The 18,606-nt window shown below is 68.2% G+C and carries 20 protein-coding genes and 1 pseudogene; 9 read left to right on the top strand and 12 right to left on the bottom strand.

From position 1 onward, the window contains the following. Nucleotides 1–147: 147 nt before the first annotated feature. Nucleotides 148–467 (top strand): annotated as a pseudogene (locus RBB84_RS20435) (SDR family oxidoreductase); the annotation flags it as partial. Here the strand turns inward: RBB84_RS20435 and RBB84_RS20430 are convergent. The 6 genes from RBB84_RS20430 to RBB84_RS20405 form a co-directional block, all read right to left on the bottom strand. Then, nucleotides 455–1,597: an XdhC/CoxI family protein gene (locus tag RBB84_RS20430; RefSeq protein WP_024102440.1), complete on the bottom strand. Its 1,143-nt coding sequence runs from the start codon at nt 1,595–1,597 to the stop codon at nt 455–457. The pseudogene RBB84_RS20435 and the gene RBB84_RS20430 sit on opposite strands and share 13 nt — an antisense overlap. Next, entirely contained in the window at nt 1,590–2,702 is a 1,113-nt protein-coding gene (locus tag RBB84_RS20425) for a VWA domain-containing protein (RefSeq protein WP_006550766.1), read from the bottom strand. Before RBB84_RS20425 ends, RBB84_RS20430 begins: the two co-directional genes overlap by 8 nt. After that, entirely contained in the window at nt 2,699–3,592 is an 894-nt protein-coding gene (locus tag RBB84_RS20420) for a MoxR family ATPase (RefSeq protein ID WP_006550765.1), read from the bottom strand. Before RBB84_RS20420 ends, RBB84_RS20425 begins: the two co-directional genes overlap by 4 nt. 56 nt (nt 3,593–3,648) lie before the next feature. Next, nucleotides 3,649–3,861 (bottom strand): hypothetical protein, encoded by a 213-nt coding sequence (locus RBB84_RS20415; protein ID WP_019290577.1) that lies wholly within the window; start codon nt 3,859–3,861, stop codon nt 3,649–3,651. 72 nt (nt 3,862–3,933) lie between these two features. Further along, complete coding sequence (locus RBB84_RS20410) at nt 3,934–4,098, bottom strand: hypothetical protein (RefSeq protein WP_153811622.1); 165 nt, start codon at nt 4,096–4,098, stop codon at nt 3,934–3,936. A 125-nt stretch (nt 4,099–4,223) separates the two neighbouring features. Continuing rightward, nucleotides 4,224–4,553: a helix-turn-helix transcriptional regulator gene (locus RBB84_RS20405; RefSeq protein WP_350246668.1), complete on the bottom strand. Its 330-nt coding sequence runs from the start codon at nt 4,551–4,553 to the stop codon at nt 4,224–4,226. A 157-nt stretch (nt 4,554–4,710) separates the two neighbouring features. On the opposite strand from RBB84_RS20405, the gene RBB84_RS20400 reads away from it, so the two are divergent. Further along, complete coding sequence (locus RBB84_RS20400) at nt 4,711–5,136, top strand: Hsp20 family protein (RefSeq protein WP_019290579.1); 426 nt, start codon at nt 4,711–4,713, stop codon at nt 5,134–5,136. A gap of 56 nt (nt 5,137–5,192) precedes the next feature. Here the strand turns inward: RBB84_RS20400 and RBB84_RS20395 are convergent, their stop codons facing one another. Further along, nucleotides 5,193–6,374 (bottom strand): zinc-dependent alcohol dehydrogenase, encoded by a 1,182-nt coding sequence (locus RBB84_RS20395; protein ID WP_019290580.1) that lies wholly within the window; start codon nt 6,372–6,374, stop codon nt 5,193–5,195. Between the two features lie 227 nt (nt 6,375–6,601). Between RBB84_RS20395 and RBB84_RS20390 the strand changes: the two genes are divergently transcribed. Next, a complete protein-coding gene (locus RBB84_RS20390; protein WP_006550761.1) occupies nt 6,602–6,847 on the top strand; it encodes a DUF6480 family protein in 246 nt (81 codons plus the stop codon). Nucleotides 6,848–6,881: 34 nt separating this feature from the next. Here RBB84_RS20390 and RBB84_RS20385 read toward each other — a convergent pair whose 3' ends face one another. Together RBB84_RS20385 and RBB84_RS20380 are read right to left on the bottom strand one after the other, a co-directional pair. Next, the gene (locus tag RBB84_RS20385; RefSeq protein WP_006550760.1) at nt 6,882–7,346 is read right to left on the bottom strand and encodes a response regulator; all 465 of its coding nucleotides are present in this window, start codon (nt 7,344–7,346) and stop codon (nt 6,882–6,884) included. Then, the gene (locus RBB84_RS20380) at nt 7,343–8,983 is read right to left on the bottom strand and encodes a sensor histidine kinase (RefSeq protein WP_252173420.1); all 1,641 of its coding nucleotides are present in this window, start codon (nt 8,981–8,983) and stop codon (nt 7,343–7,345) included. The genes RBB84_RS20385 and RBB84_RS20380 overlap by 4 nt, the downstream gene beginning before the upstream one ends. A gap of 264 nt (nt 8,984–9,247) precedes the next feature. Between RBB84_RS20380 and RBB84_RS20375 the strand changes: the two genes are divergently transcribed. Then, nucleotides 9,248–10,120, top strand: coding sequence for an LLM class F420-dependent oxidoreductase (locus tag RBB84_RS20375; protein WP_198387744.1), 873 nt, complete (start codon nt 9,248–9,250; stop codon nt 10,118–10,120). 39 nt (nt 10,121–10,159) lie between these two features. On the opposite strand, the gene RBB84_RS20370 is transcribed toward RBB84_RS20375, so the two are convergent. Continuing rightward, on the bottom strand, nt 10,160–10,930 hold the full coding sequence (locus tag RBB84_RS20370) for a thioesterase family protein (RefSeq protein ID WP_006550757.1): 771 nt from the start codon (nt 10,928–10,930) through the stop codon (nt 10,160–10,162). Beyond that, nucleotides 10,927–11,586, bottom strand: a complete 660-nt coding sequence (locus RBB84_RS20365) for a TetR/AcrR family transcriptional regulator (RefSeq protein ID WP_006550756.1) — start codon at nt 11,584–11,586, stop codon at nt 10,927–10,929. Before RBB84_RS20365 ends, RBB84_RS20370 begins: the two co-directional genes overlap by 4 nt. An 89-nt stretch (nt 11,587–11,675) precedes the next feature. On the opposite strand from RBB84_RS20365, the gene RBB84_RS20360 reads away from it, so the two are divergent. Genes RBB84_RS20360 through RBB84_RS20340 form a run of 5 tightly spaced genes read left to right on the top strand, consistent with a single transcriptional unit; the run spans nt 11,676 to nt 17,809 of the window. Further along, nucleotides 11,676–13,295: a carboxyl transferase domain-containing protein gene (locus RBB84_RS20360; protein WP_064256805.1), complete on the top strand. Its 1,620-nt coding sequence runs from the start codon at nt 11,676–11,678 to the stop codon at nt 13,293–13,295. An 8-nt stretch (nt 13,296–13,303) separates the two neighbouring features. Beyond that, nucleotides 13,304–15,337: an acetyl/propionyl/methylcrotonyl-CoA carboxylase subunit alpha gene (locus RBB84_RS20355; protein ID WP_350246664.1), complete on the top strand. Its 2,034-nt coding sequence runs from the start codon at nt 13,304–13,306 to the stop codon at nt 15,335–15,337. Then, nucleotides 15,337–16,500, top strand: a complete 1,164-nt coding sequence (locus tag RBB84_RS20350) for an acyl-CoA dehydrogenase family protein (protein WP_024102433.1) — start codon at nt 15,337–15,339, stop codon at nt 16,498–16,500. The genes RBB84_RS20355 and RBB84_RS20350 overlap by 1 nt, the downstream gene beginning before the upstream one ends. Next, nucleotides 16,497–16,991 carry a MaoC family dehydratase gene (locus RBB84_RS20345; RefSeq protein ID WP_019290589.1) on the top strand — a complete coding sequence of 165 codons (495 nt, stop codon included), beginning with the start codon at nt 16,497–16,499 and terminating at the stop codon, nt 16,989–16,991. The genes RBB84_RS20350 and RBB84_RS20345 overlap by 4 nt, the downstream gene beginning before the upstream one ends. Then, nucleotides 16,988–17,809 (top strand): CoA ester lyase, encoded by an 822-nt coding sequence (locus RBB84_RS20340; protein WP_064060045.1) that lies wholly within the window; start codon nt 16,988–16,990, stop codon nt 17,807–17,809. The genes RBB84_RS20345 and RBB84_RS20340 overlap by 4 nt, the downstream gene beginning before the upstream one ends. 7 nt (nt 17,810–17,816) lie before the next feature. Here RBB84_RS20340 and RBB84_RS20335 read toward each other — a convergent pair whose 3' ends face one another. Beyond that, complete coding sequence (locus RBB84_RS20335) at nt 17,817–18,590, bottom strand: IclR family transcriptional regulator (protein WP_019290591.1); 774 nt, start codon at nt 18,588–18,590, stop codon at nt 17,817–17,819. Nucleotides 18,591–18,606: the final 16 nt, after the last annotated feature.

The raw sequence follows: 18,606 nt of genomic DNA, 5'->3' as shown, positions 1-18,606 counted from the left end.
GCAGTGATACAGATCACTGACACTCTGCTGCATATCGCGCGTCGAAAGGACCCGAATCGCCGAAATCGCCTTTGGGCTCGCGTCGATCGGAGGCGGGATCGTCACGAGACACGCCGGCTGGTCGAGGCGGAGGGCGCCAAGGAACATCTGGTGCACTACACGACCAGCAAGCACGCCCTCGTCGGGATGGCGCGGGCCTTCGCCGCCGAACTCGGACAGCACGACATCCGGGTCGACAGCATCCACCCGGGCGCGGTGAACACCCCGATGGGATCCGGTTCGATGCGCGACCGCATCGCCCAGACCGCCGAGAGCAACCCCCGGCTCGGCGGCATGACCATGCTCTTCCTGAACAAGTACATGGCCGAGGCGGACGAGATCGCGAACATGGTCGCCTCGCGTCCGACGAGTCCGTCTTCGTCACCGCCCAGAGCTTCGCGATCGACGGTGGTGCTCAGTACTTCTGAGCGCCGATGTGCTCCTCGTGGCCGTGGATCGGTCCGCGTGTCTCCGCGAGGCGGCCGCCGCCCCCGCCCCAGCGCAGCGCGATGATCTCCGCGGCGATCGACACCGCGGTCTCCTCCGGGGTGCGGGCCCCGAGATCCAGACCGATCGGCGACGACAGGCGCGCCAGTTCCTCCTCGGTCAGTCCCGTCTCCCGCAGACGCTCCATCCGGTCGTCGTGTGTGCGGCGCGACCCCATCGCCCCGACGTAGGCCACGTCGAGCCGTAGGGCGACTTCGAGGAGTGGCACGTCGAACTTCGGGTCGTGGGTGAGTACCGTGATGACGGTGCGGGCGTCCACACGTCCGGCCTCGGCCTCGGCCGCGAGATAGCGGTGCGGCCAGTCGACGATCACCTCGTGGGCGCCGGGGAAGCGGGCCTCGGTGGCGAACACCCCCCGCGCGTCGCACACCGTCACCGTGTAGCCCAGGAACGAGCCGAGCCGGGCCATCGCCGACGCGAAGTCGATCGCCCCGAACACGATCAGCCGCGGCGGGGGCTGGAAGACGTTGACGAACACCGACATCCCCTCGCCGCGACGCTCACCGTCGGTGCCGTAGTGAAGGGTGCCCGAGCGTCCCACCTCGAGCAGGCCGCGCGCGTCGTCGACGACGGCGTCGTACATGCGGGACGAGGCGAGCTGTCCGTCGGCGCGGTCGCGCCACACGACCATCCGTCGTCCCCGTAACGCCGGGTCGGGATGGGCGGTGACGGTCGCGAGCGCGACGGGTTCGCCCGCGCGGACGGAGTCGAGCAGGTCGGTGAAGGCGGGGAAGGACGCGGCGTCGATCCGTTCGACGAAGACGTCGATGATGCCGCCACAGGTCAGGCCGACGGAGAACGCGTCGTCGTCGGAGACCCCGTAGCGTTGCAGCACCGGCTGCCCGCTGTCGATGACCGACCGGCCGAGTTCGTAGACGTCGCCTTCGACGCACCCGCCCGAGACGCTGCCGGTGACGGTGCCGTCCTGCGCGACCAGCATCGATGCACCCGGCCCCCGGGGCGCCGAACGGAAAGTCGAGACCACGGTGCCTACCGCGACGGCCTCCCCGTCCCGGTACCGCCGGTCGAGCTCGTCCAGAATTTCACGCACGCCGAACCTCCTCGAGAAGTTCTTCCAGTGTCGCAAGGCTGTGTCCCGCGAGCAGACGATCGATGTGCGGCAGGGCCGCGGAGATACCCGACTGGATCGGTTCGTATCCGGCGCCGCCGGCGTGCGGGTTCACCCACAGCACGCGGTGCGCGAGGCGATGCAGCTGCGCCATGCGTTCCCCGAGCTGCGAGGTGTCGCCGCGCTCCCAGCCGTCGGAGAAGATCACCACCACCGCGCCGCGCGCGAAACCTCTGCGCCCCCAGCGGTCCAGGAACGCGCCGAGCGTGTCGCCGAGACGTGTCCCGCCCGCCCAGTCCGGTACCGCACGCGAGGCCCCGGCGAGCGCGATCTGCGGGTCGCGGGCACGCAGCGCACGCGACAGGCGGGTCAGCCGCGTGCCGAGGGAGAACACCTCGGTGGACGACGGCGCGGCACGCGTGACGACGTGCGCGAACCGCAGGAGCGCGTCGGCGTAGGGACTCATCGAGCCGGACACGTCGATCAGCAACACCACCCGGCGCGGTCTCGTCGCTCGTGCCCGGTGCCGCGGCCGGACGGGTTCGCCTCCGCCCGCCAGCATGTCGCGCAGGGTGTGCCGCGGGTCCACCGGCCCGCGGCGGGAGGGCTTCGACCGCAATCCCCGACGCGTCGGGGGTCGGGGCTGCAACCGCGCGAGCAGTTCGGCGAGGTGAGCGCGTTCGGCGGTCGTCAATTCGGCCACGTCGCGGTGCCGGAGGACGTCGGTGTCGTCCGCCGCGACCTGCAGGCGTGGCGCGTCGTCACCGGAATCGCCCTCGGCACCCTCGCTGCGGGACAGCGCGGCGATCCGTGCGGTGCGGGTGCGTTGCCCGTGGGTACGCGAGCCGGTGGGGACGGTGTCGCCGAACCAGTGGACGAAGACCACGTCGTAGCGGGCCGTGTCGTCCGGTGTGCGGCACAGCGTGGCGCGGCCTGCCCAATAGACCTGCACGGGATCCCCGACGTCGACGTGTGCGAGGGCGTCGAGATAGGTGGCGGTGGCGTCGAGGGCGACGGGCAGACCGGCGGCGGCGAGGGCGCGGCAGAAGCCGGCCAACCCGGCGACCGGTCCGGGGGCGGTCGTCATCCGGCCCTCGAGAGGTCGAGTCCGGCGCGGGTGACCCGGTCGATGTCCTCGCGGTACTTCAGTACGGCACCGAGTGTCGCCGCAGCGGTCGCTGCGTCGAGGACGTCGCGGTCGAGGGCGACCAGTGCGCGCGCCCAGTCGAGGGATTCGGCGATCCCCGGTGGCTTCAGGAGGTCCTGTTCGCGGAACGAGCGCACCGCGCGGGCGATCTGCTCGGCGAGCGGGTGCCCCAGACCGGGCAGCCGCCGCTGCAGGATCGCGACCTCGCGTTCGAGATCGGGATGCTCCACCCAGTGGTACAGACAGCGGCGCTTGAGTGCGTCGTGCACCTCGCGGGTCCGATTGGAGGTGAGCACCACCAGCGGTGGGACCTCCGCCCGGATCTCGCCCAATTCGGGGATCGTCACCGCGTTCTCGTCGAGCAACTGGAGTAGGAAGGCCTCGAACTCGTCGTCGGCGCGGTCGATTTCGTCGACGAGCAGCACGCACGGTGAGTCGGTGAGCGCCTGCAGCAACGGGCGGACGAGGAGATAGCGCTCCGTGTAGAGGGAACGCTCGGCGGTGTCCGCATCGAGCACACCGTCGCTCGCCGCTTCGAGCGAGCGCAGATGGAGCAACTGCCGGGGAAAATCCCAGTCGTAGAGGGCCTGCGAGGCGTCGATGCCCTCGTGGCACTGCAACCGGACCATCGGCAGATCCAGGGCCTGAGCGAGAGCCGCTGCGAGCGAAGTCTTCCCGGTTCCGGGTTCGCCTTCGCAGAAGAGCGGCCGGCCCATACGCATCGCAAGGAAGACGACGGTCGCCAGTCCGTCGTCGGCGAGATATCCCGTGGTCTCGAGAGCAGCCGAGAGTTTCTCGGGTGAATCGATACGTGTTGCGTCGCCGGTCATGAAGCGAGCCTAGATGCTCACCCGCCTCCCGACCGGCGACTGCGACAACTATCGGATCAACCGTCGGCGTGCGCGAGCGGCGCGAACTCGCCGGTGAACAGTGTTGCGCATCCGGGGCACAACGTCGTCGGATGGATGGCCCAGCCGTTCATCTGGGCATAGAGCTCTGCCTGCAGCTTGCTCTGTGCGGCAGTGCGGTAGCAGTGATCGCAATGGTCGCAACGGAAGACCCACCGGCCACCGGAGATCGGGTCGCGGTGCGGCGTCATGTCCACCTCGATATCAACAACTCGGTATCCGCGAATCGATGTCATGGAATGGTCGGATCGTGCCGGTTCCTCTCAGGGAACCGACTTGCCCATGACGCGGGCCCACCATCCGTCCAGCGGGCTCGGATCGGGCCAGCGGATCGTGTCGTCTGCGATGTGATTGGGCCGGGATGCCATGTCCTGCTGTCCCTGTCCGGTATTCGGTGAATCGTGCTGTGCATTGCGCACTGAGGTCACCCCTTATTGCTATCGGTGCGTCATTGGCGGACGCACTCCTACGCACCTCTGAGGCGTTCTTGAATCTTAGCCCGGTTCTACTGAACCGGCCCGGTCTTTCTGCTGTTTGCGCAGGTAGAGGAGGTCTAGGAAGTATGCGGCGGGGGAGGGGGTCTGCTGTCCAGGGTGGAGCGCAGACGGTCGTTGTCCTCCTTGAGGGCCGCGTTGTTCGCCTCGAGTTCGAGGATCCGGGCGATTCCGGCGATATTGATTCCGGAGCCCACCAGTTCGACGATCCGTTGGACGATCTCGAGATCGTTGTCGCTGTAGCGGCGCGTCCCACCCGCTGTGCGTGCGGGGCTCAGCAACCCTCGGCGTTCGTACAGGCGCAAGGTCTGCGGGTCGAGTCCCGACAGTTCGGCGGCCACCGAGATGCCGTAGACCCCGCGCCGGGCGCGTAACGGATCTGGCGTCATCGTTTCCTCCGGAGTCGGTCTTCTCGGGTCGCGCTGCGGTCACCCGCGACTTGACCGAACCTTACCACAGGTCCATAATAAATCTGTGTCCACGGGCACAGGTAATCGACAAAGTGTGGCCGCCACGAACGGCCGGACAGTCGGAGGTGACAGACCGATGTTGATGCGCACCGACCCCTTCCGCGATATCGATCGCTTCACGCAGCAGGTGCTCGGCACCATGGCACGGCCCGCGGTGATGCCGCTCGATGCATGGCGAGAAGGCGACCGTTTCGTCGCCGAGTTCGATCTCCCGGGCGTCGACGCCGACTCGATCGACCTCGATGTCGAACGCAACGTGCTCACCGTGCGCGCGGAACGTCCGGAAGTCGACCGGGACAAGGAATTCGTCTCGACCGAGAGGCCGCGAGGCATCTTCACTCGTAGGCTGTTCCTCGGTGACACCCTCGACACCGATCGGATCGAAGCGCAGTACCGCGGTGGTGTTCTACGCGTGACGATTCCGGTCGCAGAGAAGGCGAAGCCCCGCAAGATCTCGGTGATCGACGCGGAGACGAACGGCCAGGCCGCGATCGAGAAGTGAACCGCTACGGCGAACCGGGCCCGGGATGATTCCCGGGCCCGGTTCGGCTGCGTCCACTACGGTTTCAGGCAGATCTTGATGGCGCCGTCCTGCTTCTTCTGGAAGATCTCGTACGCGTGCGGTGCGTCGTCGAGCGGGAGGCGGTGGGTCGCGAAGTCGTCGACCCCCAGCGGATCCTCGTCGGTCAGCAGCGGCAGGATCTCCGGGACCCAGTTCAACACGTTGGCCTGACCCATGTGGAGACGGATCTGCTTGTCGAACAGGGTGAGCATCGGCATCGGATCCGCCGCCCCGCCGTACACACCGCTCAACGAGATCGCGCCACCACGCCGCACGACGTCGATCGCGGTGTACAGCGCGTGGAGACGGTCCACTCCGGCCTTCTCCATGAACGGCTCGGCGATCGCCGACGGCAGGAAGCCGGCGGCACTCTGGGCGAGCTTCGCGACGGGCGAGCCGTGCGCCTCCATACCCACGGCGTCGATCACCGAATCGGTGCCGCGCCCGTTCGTCATGTCACGGATCATGTCGCCGGGATTGTTGTCGACCTCGCGCAGATCGACGACCTCGATGCCGCGGGAGGCCGCGCGGGCCAGTCGCTCGGGGACCATGTCCACGCCGATCACGCGGGCACCCTTGTGCACCGCGATGCGGGCGGCCATCTCTCCGATGGGGCCGAGGCCGAGCACCGTGACACTTCCGCCGTCGGGGATCTCCGCGTACTCGACGGCCTGCCACGCGGTGGGCAGCACGTCGGAAAGGTAGACGAAACGGTCGTCGGCCGGCCCTTCCGGGACCTTGATGTGGGTGGCGTCGGCATGGGGGACGCGCAGATATTCGGCCTGCCCGCCGGGCACGCTGCCGTAGAGCTTCGAGTAGCCGAACAGTGCGGCGCCGGTGCCCTCCTCACGGACCTGCGTGGTCTCGCACTGCGAATGCAGGCCGTGGGAACACATGAAGCACTGGCCGCAACACACCTGGAAGGGGATCACCACCCGGTCGCCGGGCTTCAGCTTCGTGACGCCGGAGCCGACCTCCTCGACGATGCCCATCGGTTCGTGACCGAGGATGTCGCCGGGAGTCATGAAGGCTCCCAACACCTCGTACAGGTGCAGGTCGGAGCCGCAGATGTTGGTGGTGGTGACGCGGATGACGGCGTCACCGGCCTCCTGGATCGTCGGATCGGGCACCGTATCGACGCTCACGTTGCGGCGCCCTTGCCATGTCACTGCCTTCATGTCGCTCCTCGGTTCCTCGGGTGCAGGAATGTCGGGCCGTGCCCGGCACGTGTCCCTCGATGCCTACCCCCGCTCGGCGCGGGCAAACGCTGCCCGCGAGCGGGTCCCTGCCGCGCCGCACATGTTTGCGCGTGCCGGAGGAGAGGTATGTCGCCACAGAACCGAATCACCGCGACACATGTCTGTGGCCGCTCTTGCGGGAGCGCAGCCGCACAGAAGGAGGTCAGGTGACCACTTCGGACCCCGAACACCACGGAAGCCAGGATCCCGAACCTTCGCGCACCCCGGATCTCGAGCCCGGTGGCGGCGTGGCGCCCGGATCGACGCCCCCGGACTCGGGGACGACGTCCGGGCTGTCCGCTCCGGAACCGGACACGAGAAAGCGATTCCCCATCAGCGGGTGGCTCACGCTGCTCGCCGTCGCGGTGATCGTGATCATCTTCGTGGTCGCGATCTTCGGCATCCTGTCCTGACGGTTCGGCCCGAGCCGCCCCGCGGAGCTTCTCGTCAGCGTCCGCGACGCGGTAGCCGCACGACCTGCACGAAGAATTCGTCGATCTGCTTCACGGCACCGATGAACTGGTCGAGATCGACCGGCTTGGTGACGTACGCATTGGCGTGCAGCTTGTAGCTGCGGAGAATGTCCTCCTCGGCCGACGAGGTCGTGAGCACCACGATCGGGATGTCGGACAGTTCCGGATCGGACTTGATCTTCGTCAGCACCTGCCGACCATCGTACTTCGGCAGGTTCAGGTCGAGCAGGATCAGATCCGGGCGCGGCGCACCCTCGTGGTCGCCCCGGCGGTACAGGAAGTCGAGTGCTTCCGCCCCGTCGCGGACGACGTGTAGGGCGTTGCCGATCTTGTTGTCCTCGAATGCTTCACGGGTCATCAGCTCGTCGCCGGGATCGTCCTCGACCAACAGGACGTCCACCGGTCGGGCAGCGGGATAGGTCACGATCGTGCTCCTCATGACGTTGTCCCCTGCTTCTGCTCGACGGGGCGTGATGCGGTTCCGAGGGTGAAGCAGATTCGAGTGCCCTCGGTATGAGTATCGCCGTACTCGGTGTCGATCCAGATTCTTCCCGCGTGATACTCGACGATTTTCTTGCTCAGCGCCAGTCCGATACCGGTGCCCTGGTAATCGTCGCGAGGATGCAGCCGCTGGAAGATGACGAACACCTTCTCGGCGTACTCGCTGTCGATCCCGATGCCGTTGTCGGTGACGCAGAAGTGCCACCGCGGACCGTCCGACTCGTCCTCGGCCTTTTCGCACTCGATCCTGATCACCGGGGTGCGATCGGGATGGCGGAACTTGATGGCGTTGCCGACCAGGTTCTGCCACAGCATCGTCAGCAGAGTGGGGTCGCCGGTGAGCTCGGGGAGGTCGTCGGGGCGTTCGATCTGCGCCTGTGACTCCTCGATGGAGGCGGAGAGGTTGAACAACGCCTTCTCGAGCGGTCGGCCGAGGTCGACCCGGACGTAGGCGTCGTGGACGCGTCCGACCCGGGAGAAGGCGAGCAGATCGCTGATCAGCACCTGCATCCGTTTCGCGCCGTCCACGGCGTATTCGACGTACTGCCGTCCGCGATCGTCGAGGACATCGCCGTACCGCTTCTCGAGCAGCTGGCAGAAGGACGCGACCTTCCGCAGCGGTTCCTGCAGGTCGTGCGATGCGACGTAGGCGAACTGCTCGAGTTCGGTGTTCGAGCGGCGGAGTTCCTCGGCCTGGGAATCGAGATCCTCGGTCTGTTTCGCGAGCAGGGTCTGCTGCTTCCGGGAGTCCGCCAACGCGTCCGCGATACGACCGCGCATCGTCTCGACGTCGAGGGCGAGTGCCCGGATGTCCTTCGGTCCCTGGGGGTATATGTGCTGGTAGAAGTTCTCCTCCAGCGCGACCCGGCGACTGGCGTTGCGGAGTTTGTTGAGCGGCACGGCGACGAGATTGTGGACGAGGGCCACCATCGCGAGGCCGGTGAGGATGAACGTGATCACCATGGCGATCAGGACCGAGTTGCGGATCGTCCGGGACTGCACGAGATCGTCGAGGTTCTCTTCGAGCACACGGGAGAGCGCGCTGTTCTCCTGGACGAACATCGACCGGATCTCACCGAAGGTCAGCCGGTCCTCCTCTGCCAGGTTCGCATCGACGGGGCGCGGCTGCCCGGGCACGACTGTGGCGATGATCGGCTCTGCATATTGCGTCCGCCACTGCCGGGCGGTGGCGTCGATGGAGTCGATGTCGGCGAGGAGCTCGGGATGGTCGGCGAGGAGTTCACGGAGGCGATCGAGGGCGACCTGCTGATCGGCTCGGCCGGCGCGATACGGCCCGAGGAAGATCGGGTCGGTCGTGAGCGCATACCCGCGGACCGCGGTCTGCTGATCGAGCAATGAGCTCTGCAGCCGGTAGGACTCCGTCATCGCGGGCTGGATCCGCCCGGTCACCTCGTCGGTGATCTGCACGGTGCGCTGGATGAAGATTCCGCCCACGATCGAGCCGAGGACGGCGAAGACCGCGAGGACCGCGAACGCGACCTGGAACCAGCTCTGCACGACCAGCCGCGACGAGAACCGCTCGATGCGCGGTTCGGGAACCGAAGGATCCCTCATCGCCGCACCGTCGCTCCGACCTCGGCGGAACGCACGATACCGATCACATCCACCCCAGCTTCCCGGCCCGTGCCCGATTCGCGCCTACGGGCGACGAATCCCGACGGCGGTGCGGTCCCGAACCTGTCGGTCTGCGAACACACGTATGGACGGGCTGTCTGTTGAACCCGAATGCGAACTGTAGCCGACCGGTGGAGCCGTTCCGATCCGGCCACGGGCCGAACCGGCTGCACCGAGTGCCGGAACGCGACTAGGGTCGGTCGCATGACACGACGAGTGAGTGTGTGGGGTGGCGCGTTCTGGCTCAGTCGGAAGGTTCGCGAGCAGGCGCTCGATGCAGCCCGCGAACTGGAGGAGCTCGGGTACTCCCGGTTGTGGACGTCCGGCGGATTCAAGGACGGCTTCCCCTCCGTCTACGGTGAACTGCTCGCGGCGACGACGACGCTCGAGCTGGCGAGCGGCATCATCAGCATCTGGCACGCCGACCCGGAGACCACGGCGGCTGCGGTCGCCGATCTGGAGTCGCGGTATCCCGGTCGTTTCCTGCTGGGCGTCGGAACGAGTCACGCTCCCGTCGTCGACGCGCGGGAGAACACCAGCTACACCAAGCCCTACAGCCGGATGGTCGAGTACCTCGACGGCCTCGATGTGGCGTCGACGCCGGTGCCCACCGATCGCAGGGTCCTCGCGGCGCTCGGCCCGCGCATGCTGAAGCTGTCCGCCGAGCGCGCGGCAGGAGCCCATCCGTACTTCGTTCCGCCCGCGCACACGGCGGTTGCGCGTGAGGCCCTCGGCTCGGAGCCGTTGCTCGCGCCCGAGGTGGCCGTCGTCCTCGAAACCGACGAGACCGTTGCGCGTTACATCGCCCGCGAGTACATGCGCGGTTATCTCGCGCTGCCGAACTACTCGAACAACCTGCGTCGTCTCGGGTATACCGACGAGGACCTCGCCGACGGTGGCAGCGACGGCCTGATGGACGTGCTCATCCCGTGGGGCGATCTCGACAGCGTCGTCGCCGGCATCGAGAAGCACTACGCCGCCGGTGCCGACGAGGTCGCCATCCAGGTGCTCACCGCGGATCCGTTCACCTTCCCGAGCGAGGGCTACCGGCAGCTCGCGTCCGCGCTGCTGAGCTGAGGTCACCGAACCCCGAGGTCACCGGATCGGTGTGGCCGCTCAGATCGGCCGCACCGTGAGGATCTGGGACATCGTGCCGATCGGTCCGGTCGCATCGTGCAGCACCGTGCTCGTCAGGCCGACGCCGTCGGCGCCGAACGAGACCGACGTATCGAAGCCGACCCATTCACCGCGGGGTTCGGCGAACAGGTGCGCGGTCAGGTCGACGTTGGGGAAGGCGACCGTTCTCGGATCGGCACGCACCGCCATGCCGTTGGCGATGTCGAACAGGCCGGCCGTGGCGGCGAGATCGCTGACCTTCTCGCCCTCCACGAGCGGGAGACCGGTGCGCACCCAGAACGAGGCCCGTCCGGGTGCGGTCGAGACGCGGCGCACCTCCACCGAGTCGATGAATCCTCCCGGCCACAGCGTCGTCGGGTCCCAGGGTTCGCAGTCCTCGGGCGTCGGAATCGGCTGCAGCGTGGTGCCGGCGATCTCCGCGGTGGGACGGGTCTGCATCAGCCACGCGCGCGCACGCACGATCGCGCGCCCGTCGTAGGCGAGGGTCGCTTCCACGAGTTCGATGGTGCGTCCGGGCCGCAGGACCTCGACCGTCGTGACGACGGGACCGACGGGCACGGTGCCGAGGATGTCGTACGACAGGCGTCCGATCGTGAGGTCGTCGTCGCGCCGCGCGTCGCGGTCGCATTCGACGACGTGGGCGATCAGCCCGAGAGCGGGAGCGATGTGCTGCTCCGCCTCGTTCCACGCCCCACCGACATGTTCGGTGGCGCGGAAGGAGGTCGGGCCGAGTCGTTCGAAGTAGCTCATGCGGTCTCCGTTCGTGACGGCTCTGCCGCGAGAGCCGAGGGGGTCGCGGCGAGAGCTGCCAGTGCCATGCGTCGCAGCACCGCGCGGGTGCCTTCGGGGGAACGCGGGTCGGCGCTGTGCGGTGTCGAGTTGATGAGTCCGAAGGTCGCGTGCGCCATCGTGCGCGCATCGGATTCGGGCAGTGCGGGGTCGATGCGGCGCAGGGCGTCGACCCAGATCTCGACGTAGCGACGCTGGGTCACCCTCACCTCCCGCTGCCCCTCGTCGGGGAGGGACGTGAACTCGCGGTCCTGCACGCGGATGAGATCGGGCTCGCCCAGCGCGAAGTCGAGATGGAAGTCGACCAGGCCCTCGAGGGCGTCGCGCGGGTCGGGCGTCGTCTCGGCGACCTGCGTGCCACCTGCGAGGAGGCGGCGGCTGATCTCGACGAGGATCTCGACGAGCAGGGCGTCCTTGTTGGGGAAGTGCCGGTACACGGCGGGACCGCTGATCCCCACGGCCGCACCGAGATCCTCGAGGCGGACCCCGGGGAATCCGCGTTCGGCGATCAGGTGCGCCGCGGCACGCAGGAGGTCCCGTCGGCGTTCCGCCTTGGCGAGGCTACGCCGCGTCGGGCGTCCCGAGGCGGTCGAGACGTCGATCGCGGACTCGGTCATGAAAATCTCCGCTCGGTGTGGTCTGGACAACTCGGTTAATCATAACTAACCTAGATTTCAGTTAATGGCGATTAGTCGATCTACCGAGGATGGTGTCCGTGACAACCGCTGAGACGGCCTCGACAACCAGCCGCGACCAGCACGAACAGCTGGTCGGAGAGCTCCGAGACAAGCTCGCTGCCGCAGCCCTGGGTGGCAGCGAGAAAGCCCGGGAGCGGCATGTCGCCCGCGGCAAGCTGCTTCCCCGCGACCGCGTGGACGAACTGCTCGACACGGGCAGCCCGTTCCTCGAACTGTCGCCCCTCGCCGCCGACGGCATGTACGACGACGAGTGCCCCGGCGCCGGCATGATCGCCGGCATCGGCCGCGTCGCCGGCCGCGAGTGCGTGATCGTCGCGAACGACGCCACCGTCAAGGGGGGCACCTACTATCCGATCACGGTCAAGAAGCATCTGCGGGCGCAGGAAGTCGCGCTGCAGAACAACCTGCCGTGCCTGTACCTCGTCGACTCCGGTGGCGCCTTCCTGCCGCGGCAGGACGAGGTCTTCCCCGACCGCGAGCACTTCGGCCGCATCTTCTACAACCAGGCCACCATGAGCGCCAAGGGGATTCCGCAGATCGCCGCGGTCATGGGCTCGTGCACCGCCGGCGGCGCCTACGTCCCCGCCATGAGCGACGAGGCCGTCATCGTCCGCAACCAGGGCACCATCTTCCTCGGTGGCCCGCCGCTGGTGAAGGCCGCGACCGGCGAGGTCGTCACCGCCGAAGAGCTCGGCGGCGGCGACCTGCACTCGAAGGTCTCCGGCGTCACCGACCACCTGGCCGAGGACGACCGCGACGCGCTGCGCATCGTGCGAGACATCGTCTCCACCTTCGGTCCGCGCAACCCGCGTCCGTGGGACGTCGAACCCACCGTCGAACCCGAGGCCGACCCCACCGAGCTGTACGACGTGGTGCCCACCGACTCGCGCATCCCCTACGACGTGCACGAGGTCATCGACCGTGTGGTCGACGGCGCCGGCGGTGACGGCCATGGATCCAGCAGCTTCCACGAGTTCAAGGCCGAATACGGCAAGACTCTCGTCACCGGCTTCGCACGCATCCACGGCCACCCGGTCGGCATCATCGCGAACAACGGCGTTCTCTTCGGCGAATCCGCCGTCAAGGGAGCGCATTTCATCGAACTGTGCGACAAGCGCTCGATCCCGCTGGTGTTCCTGCAGAACATCTCCGGCTTCATGGTCGGCCGCGACTACGAGGCCGGCGGCATCGCCAAGCACGGCGCGAAGATGGTCACCGCGGTCGCGTGCGCGCGGGTGCCGAAGCTGACCGTCGTCATCGGCGGCTCGTACGGCGCCGGCAACTACTCGATGTGCGGTCGCGCGTATTCGCCTCGCTTCCTGTGGATGTGGCCCAACGCCCGCATCTCCGTCATGGGCGGCGAGCAGGCCGCCTCGGTGCTGGCCACGGTGCGCTCCGACCAGCTCGATGCCTCGGGCAAGCCCTGGACGGCCGAGCAGGAGGAGGAGTTCAAGGCTCCGATCCGCGCCCAGTACGAGGAACAGGGCAATCCCTACTACTCGACCGCGCGCCTGTGGGACGACGGCATCATCGATCCCGCAGACACCAGAAAAGTTCTCGGACTGGCACTGTCGGTGTGCGCCAACGCCCCGCTCGAGCCGGTCTCCTACGGCGTCTTCCGGATGTGAGTGCACCCATGACTGATACGACTCGGATCGACACGGTGTTGGTCGCCAACCGCGGTGAGATCGCGGTGCGCGTCATCCGCACCCTCAAGGCGATGGGCATCCGCTCGGTCGCCGTGTTCAGCGAGGCCGACCGCGACGCCCGGCACGTGCAGGAGGCCGACACCGCGGTGCTGCTCGGACCCGCCGCGGCGCGCGAGAGCTATCTGGTGATCGACAAGGTCATCGACGCGGCGCTCGCCACCGGTGCACAGGGCATCCATCCCGGCTACGGATTCCTTTCGGAGAATTCGGCTTTCGCCGCCGCGTGCGCCACTGCCGGTATCGCCTTCCTCGGCCCGTCCGCCCACGCCATCGAGACCATGGGCGACAAGATCACCGCCAAGGCCGCGGTGTCGGAGTTCGGCGTTCCCGTCGTGCCCGGCATCTCCCGGCCCGGACTGAGCGACGACGAACTGATCGCGGGCGCCGAGGAAGTCGGCTATCCCGTGCTCGTCAAGCCGTCCGCCGGCGGTGGCGGCAAGGGCATGCGCCTCGTCGAGGACCCGAAGGATCTGCCCGCCGCGCTCGAATCCGCCCGCCGCGAAGCAGCGTCGGCGTTCGGTGACGACACCCTCTTCCTCGAACGGTTCGTGCAGCGCCCCCGGCACATCGAGGTCCAGATCCTCGCCGACGCGCACGGCAACGTCGTCCACCTCGGCGAGCGCGAGTGCAGTCTCCAGCGGCGGCACCAGAAGGTCATCGAGGAAGCGCCCTCCCCGCTGCTCGACGAGGCCACCCGCGCCCGCATCGGTGAGGCCGCGTGCAACACCGCGCGCAGCGTCGACTACACCGGCGCCGGCACCGTCGAGTTCATCGTCTCCGCCGACAAGCCGGACGAGTTCTTCTTCATGGAGATGAACACCCGACTGCAGGTCGAGCATCCGGTCACCGAGATGGTCACCGGCCTCGACCTCGTCGAGTGGCAGGTGCGCATCGCCGCGGGCGAGCCGCTCGGGTTCACCCAGGACGACATCACCCTCACCGGCCACGCGATCGAGGCCCGCGTCTACGCCGAGGATCCGGCTCGCGGCTTCCTCCCGACCGGCGGTGAGATCGTCGATGTCGTCGAGCCTTTCGGGGCGAGCGCAGCGACGGGGAACGTCACCGGTCCCCGCGTGCGCGTCGACTCCGGCATCCGCGCCGGCACCGTGGTCGGCAGCGACTACGACCCGATGCTCGCCAAGGTCATCGCCCACGCCGACGACCGCGCCGGAGCGCTGCGCCGCCTCGACCGGGCGCTCGCACAGACCGCCGTGCTCGGCGTCGTCACCAACGTCGACTTCGTACGCTTCCTGCTCGCCGACGACGACGTCGTGGCAGGTGCGCTCGACACCGGACTCCTCGACCGCCGGGTCGGCGACTACACCGCCCCCACGACCGCCGATTCCACGCTCGTCGCCGCGGCGATCCTGCGGTGGCTCGACCGCTGGGCGGGCGAGATCACCGATCCGTGGGCGGTGCCCGACGGATGGCGCGTCGGTGCCCACCGGCCCGTCACGTCGCGGCTCACCTCCGGCGACCGCACCGCACATGTGCGCCTGACCGGAACTCCGGCGGTCGGTGTCGCCGAGGTCGAGGACGGCGAGACCTACCGGTTCAGCGCCGTGCTGCACGGCTCCGCTCTGGCGGTCGTGCTCGACGGCCGGCGTCACAGCTACCGCGTCGGCGAATCCGACGGTGCGGTCTGGCTTTCCGACGGCCACGGCAGCGTCGCCGTCCGCGAGGTGCGCGAGGCATCGGTGCGCGGCGGCGACGCCCACGCCGGCGACGCCGACATCACGAGCCCGATGCCCGGCGCCGTCATCGCGGTGTCCGTCGCCCCCGGCGACACCGTCACGGCCGGGCAGACGCTCGTCGTCGTCGAGGCCATGAAGATGGAACATTCGCTCACCGCCCCCATCGACGGCACCGTCGAACTGTTCGCGGCAGCCGGTGAGCAGGTCAAGGTCGATCAACTTCTCGTGCGAATCACCCCGCACGCCGACACGGAAGAGACAAAGTGATGACGGAATACCTGGCCACGGGCCAACTTCCCGACGAGTACGAGCAGCTGCGCAAGACGGTCGCCGACTTCGCCCGCACGGTGGTCGCGCCGGTCGCCGCCAAGCACGACGCCGAGCACTCGTTCCCCTACGAGGTCGTGCAGGGCATGGCCGAGATGGGCCTGTTCGGCCTGCCGTTCCCCGAGGAGTACGGCGGCATGGGCGGCGACTACTTCGCGCTGTGCCTCGCGCTCGAGGAACTCGGCAAGGTCGACCAGTCCGTCGCCATCACCCTCGAGGCCGGTGTCTCACTCGGCGCGATGCCGATCTACCGCTTCGGCAACGAGAAGCAGAAGCAGGAGTGGCTGCCGCAGCTCGCGAGCGGCCGCAACCTCGCGGCCTTCGGGCTCACCGAACCGGGTGCGGGCAGCGACGCCGGAGGCACCAAGACCACCGCCAAGCTCGAGAACGGCGAGTGGATCATCAACGGCAACAAGCAGTTCATCACCAACTCCGGCACCGACATCACCTCGCTCGTGACCGTCACCGCCGTCACCGATGTGCGGGAGAACGGCAAGAAGGAGATCTCCACGATCCTCGTGCCGACCTCCACGCCGGGCTTCACCGCCGAACCCGCCTACAACAAGGTCGGCTGGAACGCCTCCGACACGCATCCGCTCACCTTCGCCGACGTGCGGGTGCCCGAGGAGAACCTCCTCGGCGAGCGGGGCCGCGGCTACGCCAACTTCCTGCGCATCCTCGACGAGGGCCGCATCGCCATCGCCGCGCTGTCGACCGGCGCCGCGCAGGGCTGCGTCGACGAATCGGTGAAGTACGCCAAGGAGCGCGAGGCGTTCGGCAGCCCGATCGGCAACAACCAGGCCATCGCCTTCAAGATCGCCCGCATGGAGGCACGTGCGCACGCCGCACGCACCGCCTACTACGACGCCGCCGCCGCGATGCTCGCCGGCAAGCCGTTCAAGAAGCAGGCCGCCGTCGCCAAGCTCGTCGCGTCCGAGGCCGCGATGGACAACGCGCGCGACGCGACGCAGATCCACGGTGGCTACGGCTTCATGAACGAGTACGCCGTGGCGCGCCACTACCGCGACAGCAAGATCCTCGAGATCGGTGAGGGCACCACCGAGGTGCAGCTCATGCTCATCGGACGGGAGCTGGGACTGTGAGCGAGACCGACACCACCGTGGAGAAGCGGATCGTCCAGCGTGGTTTGTGGTTCGAGGAGTTCGAACTCGGCGCGATCTACGAGCACCGCCCCGGCCGGACGATCACCGAGGCCGACAACACGCTGTTCACGACGCAGACGATGAACACGCAGGCGCTACACCTCGACGCCGCATACGCTGCCGAGACGAGTTTCGGTGAGCGTCTGGTCAATTCGATGTTCACGCTCTCGACGCTCGTGGGACTGTCGGTCGCCCAGCTCACGCAGGGCACGATCGTCGCGAATCTCGGGTTCTCCGAGATCTCCTTCCCCAAGCCGTTGTTCCACGGCGACACGCTCTACGCCGAGACGAAGATCGTCGACAAGCGCGAGTCGAAGAGCCGGCCGGGGGAGGGCATCGTCACCCTCGAACACACCGGTCGCAACCAGCACGGCGATGTCGTCGCCGTCGCCGTGCGCAAGACCCTGGTCCAGAAGAGGCCCACGACATGACCTGGGAACTCCCCGGCCCCGCATGGCTTTTCTGTCCCGCCGATCGTCCGGAGCGCTACGCCAAGGCCGCCGAACGTTCCGACGTGGTGATCATCGACCTCGAGGATGCCGTCGCGCCGGCCGACAAGCCGGCGGCCCGTGAGGCGCTGATCGCCACTCCGCTCGACCCCGAACGCACCGTGGTGCGGGTCAACCCGGTGGGCACGGCCGACCACGAGGCCGATCTCGAGGCACTGCGCCGCACGTCGTACACGCGGGTCATGCTGCCCAAGTGCGAGAGCGGCGACGAGGTGCGCTCGCTCGCACCGCTCGAGGTGGTCGCGCTCATCGAGTCGCCCCTCGGGGTGCTCGCGGTGGAGGACATCGCCGTCGCCGAGAACACCCTCGGAATGATGTGGGGTGCCGAGGATCTCGTCGCCGGACTCGGTGGCAACGCGAGCCGTCACGCCGACGGGACGTACCGCGCGGTCGCGCAACACGCCCGGTCGGTGACCCTGCTCGCCGCGAAGGGTCACGCCCGCTGGGCGCTCGACTCGGTGTACCTGAACATCAAGGACACCGACGGCCTGTACGAGGAGGCGCTCGACGCCGTGGCGGTCGGATTCGACATCAAGGTGTCGATCCATCCGAGCCAGGTCGACGTCGTCCGCCGGGCGTACGCGCCCACCCCCGAGGAGGAGGCGTGGGCGCGGCGCGTTCTCGAGGCCGCCGAATCGGAACGCGGCGTCTTCGATTTCGAAGGGAAGATGGTCGACGCCCCGGTGCTGCGCCACGCCGAACGCGTGCTGCAGCGCGCGTCGGCCGCCGCCTCGGCATGACCGCGTGTCACCGGGGACGGTGACGCAACAACTGAGTGAGACGGTGGGCGCTGTCGAGCAGCGCCTCACCGAGTTCGGGCACACGATCGGGCCGGAACCGGCTCTCCACGCCGGTCAGACTCAACGCCCAGGTCGGGGCGCCGCGGTGATCGAACACCGCGGCGCCCATTCCCCAACTGCCCTCGACGATCAGTGCCGGATTGACGGCGTAGCCGGTCAGCCGTGTCGTCTCGATCCGTTTCTCCAGTGCGGGTCGCGCGTGGTCCGGTCCCCAATCCTGCGTGAGATCCACCCGCGACAGATGCGCCTCGATCTCCTGATCGGGCATGTGCGCGAGGATCGCCAGCCCCGCCGACGCCACCCCGAGCGGGAACCGGATCCCGATGTGGAGCACGTGCGAACGCAGCGGGAAGCTGCCCTCTTCCATCGCCAGACAGACCGTCTCGTCGCCCCGCCGCGCGGAGAGGAATGCGCTCTCGCCGGTCGCGCGCGCCAGATCGCGCAGCACGTCGCCCGCGAGATCGGTGATGTCGTAGCGCACGGAGGCGAGCGATCCCAGCAGGTAGAGCTCGGGTCCGAGGGCCCAGCGTCCCGACGCCGGATCCCGGTCGACGAGCCCCTCGTCGGCGAGCGAGCTGAGCAGCCGGTGCACCGTGGGCCGGGCGAGATCGGTGGTGCGGGCGACCTCCGAGGTCGTCACCCCTTCCGGTTCGTGCGACGAGACGGTGCGCAGCAGGGCGGCGATCCGCGCGACCAGTTGACCCCGTGCATCGGACGACATGCCTCGATTCTACGTC

The sequence above is a fragment of the Rhodococcus sp. D-6 genome (assembly GCF_040256695.1).
In the GTDB taxonomy this organism is placed as follows: Bacteria; Actinomycetota; Actinomycetes; order Mycobacteriales; family Mycobacteriaceae; genus Rhodococcus; species Rhodococcus pyridinivorans.
This window is presented reverse-complemented; position numbering and strand designations above follow the sequence as displayed.

Bases quoted from the DNA above. Each gene is read 5' to 3' on its own strand.
- RBB84_RS20425 (WP_006550766.1), bottom strand. From the start codon at position 2,702: ATGACGACCGCCCCCGGACCGGTCGCCGGGTTGGCCGGCTTCTGCCGC.
- RBB84_RS20420 (WP_006550765.1), bottom strand. From the start codon at position 3,592: ATGACCGGCGACGCAACACGTATCGATTCACCCGAGAAACTCTCGGCT.
- RBB84_RS20415 (WP_019290577.1), bottom strand. From the start codon at position 3,861: ATGACGCCGCACCGCGACCCGATCTCCGGTGGCCGGTGGGTCTTCCGT.
- RBB84_RS20405 (WP_350246668.1), bottom strand. From the start codon at position 4,553: ATGACGCCAGATCCGTTACGCGCCCGGCGCGGGGTCTACGGCATCTCG.
- RBB84_RS20400 (WP_019290579.1), top strand. From the start codon at position 4,711: ATGTTGATGCGCACCGACCCCTTCCGCGATATCGATCGCTTCACGCAG.
- RBB84_RS20395 (WP_019290580.1), bottom strand. From the start codon at position 6,374: ATGAAGGCAGTGACATGGCAAGGGCGCCGCAACGTGAGCGTCGATACG.
- RBB84_RS20385 (WP_006550760.1), bottom strand. From the start codon at position 7,346: ATGAGGAGCACGATCGTGACCTATCCCGCTGCCCGACCGGTGGACGTC.
- RBB84_RS20380 (WP_252173420.1), bottom strand. From the start codon at position 8,983: ATGAGGGATCCTTCGGTTCCCGAACCGCGCATCGAGCGGTTCTCGTCG.
- RBB84_RS20375 (WP_198387744.1), top strand. From the start codon at position 9,248: ATGACACGACGAGTGAGTGTGTGGGGTGGCGCGTTCTGGCTCAGTCGG.
- RBB84_RS20370 (WP_006550757.1), bottom strand. From the start codon at position 10,930: ATGAGCTACTTCGAACGACTCGGCCCGACCTCCTTCCGCGCCACCGAA.
- RBB84_RS20365 (WP_006550756.1), bottom strand. From the start codon at position 11,586: ATGACCGAGTCCGCGATCGACGTCTCGACCGCCTCGGGACGCCCGACG.
- RBB84_RS20360 (WP_064256805.1), top strand. From the start codon at position 11,676: ATGGTGTCCGTGACAACCGCTGAGACGGCCTCGACAACCAGCCGCGAC.
- RBB84_RS20355 (WP_350246664.1), top strand. From the start codon at position 13,304: ATGACTGATACGACTCGGATCGACACGGTGTTGGTCGCCAACCGCGGT.
- RBB84_RS20350 (WP_024102433.1), top strand. From the start codon at position 15,337: ATGACGGAATACCTGGCCACGGGCCAACTTCCCGACGAGTACGAGCAG.
- RBB84_RS20340 (WP_064060045.1), top strand. From the start codon at position 16,988: ATGACCTGGGAACTCCCCGGCCCCGCATGGCTTTTCTGTCCCGCCGAT.
- RBB84_RS20335 (WP_019290591.1), bottom strand. From the start codon at position 18,590: ATGTCGTCCGATGCACGGGGTCAACTGGTCGCGCGGATCGCCGCCCTG.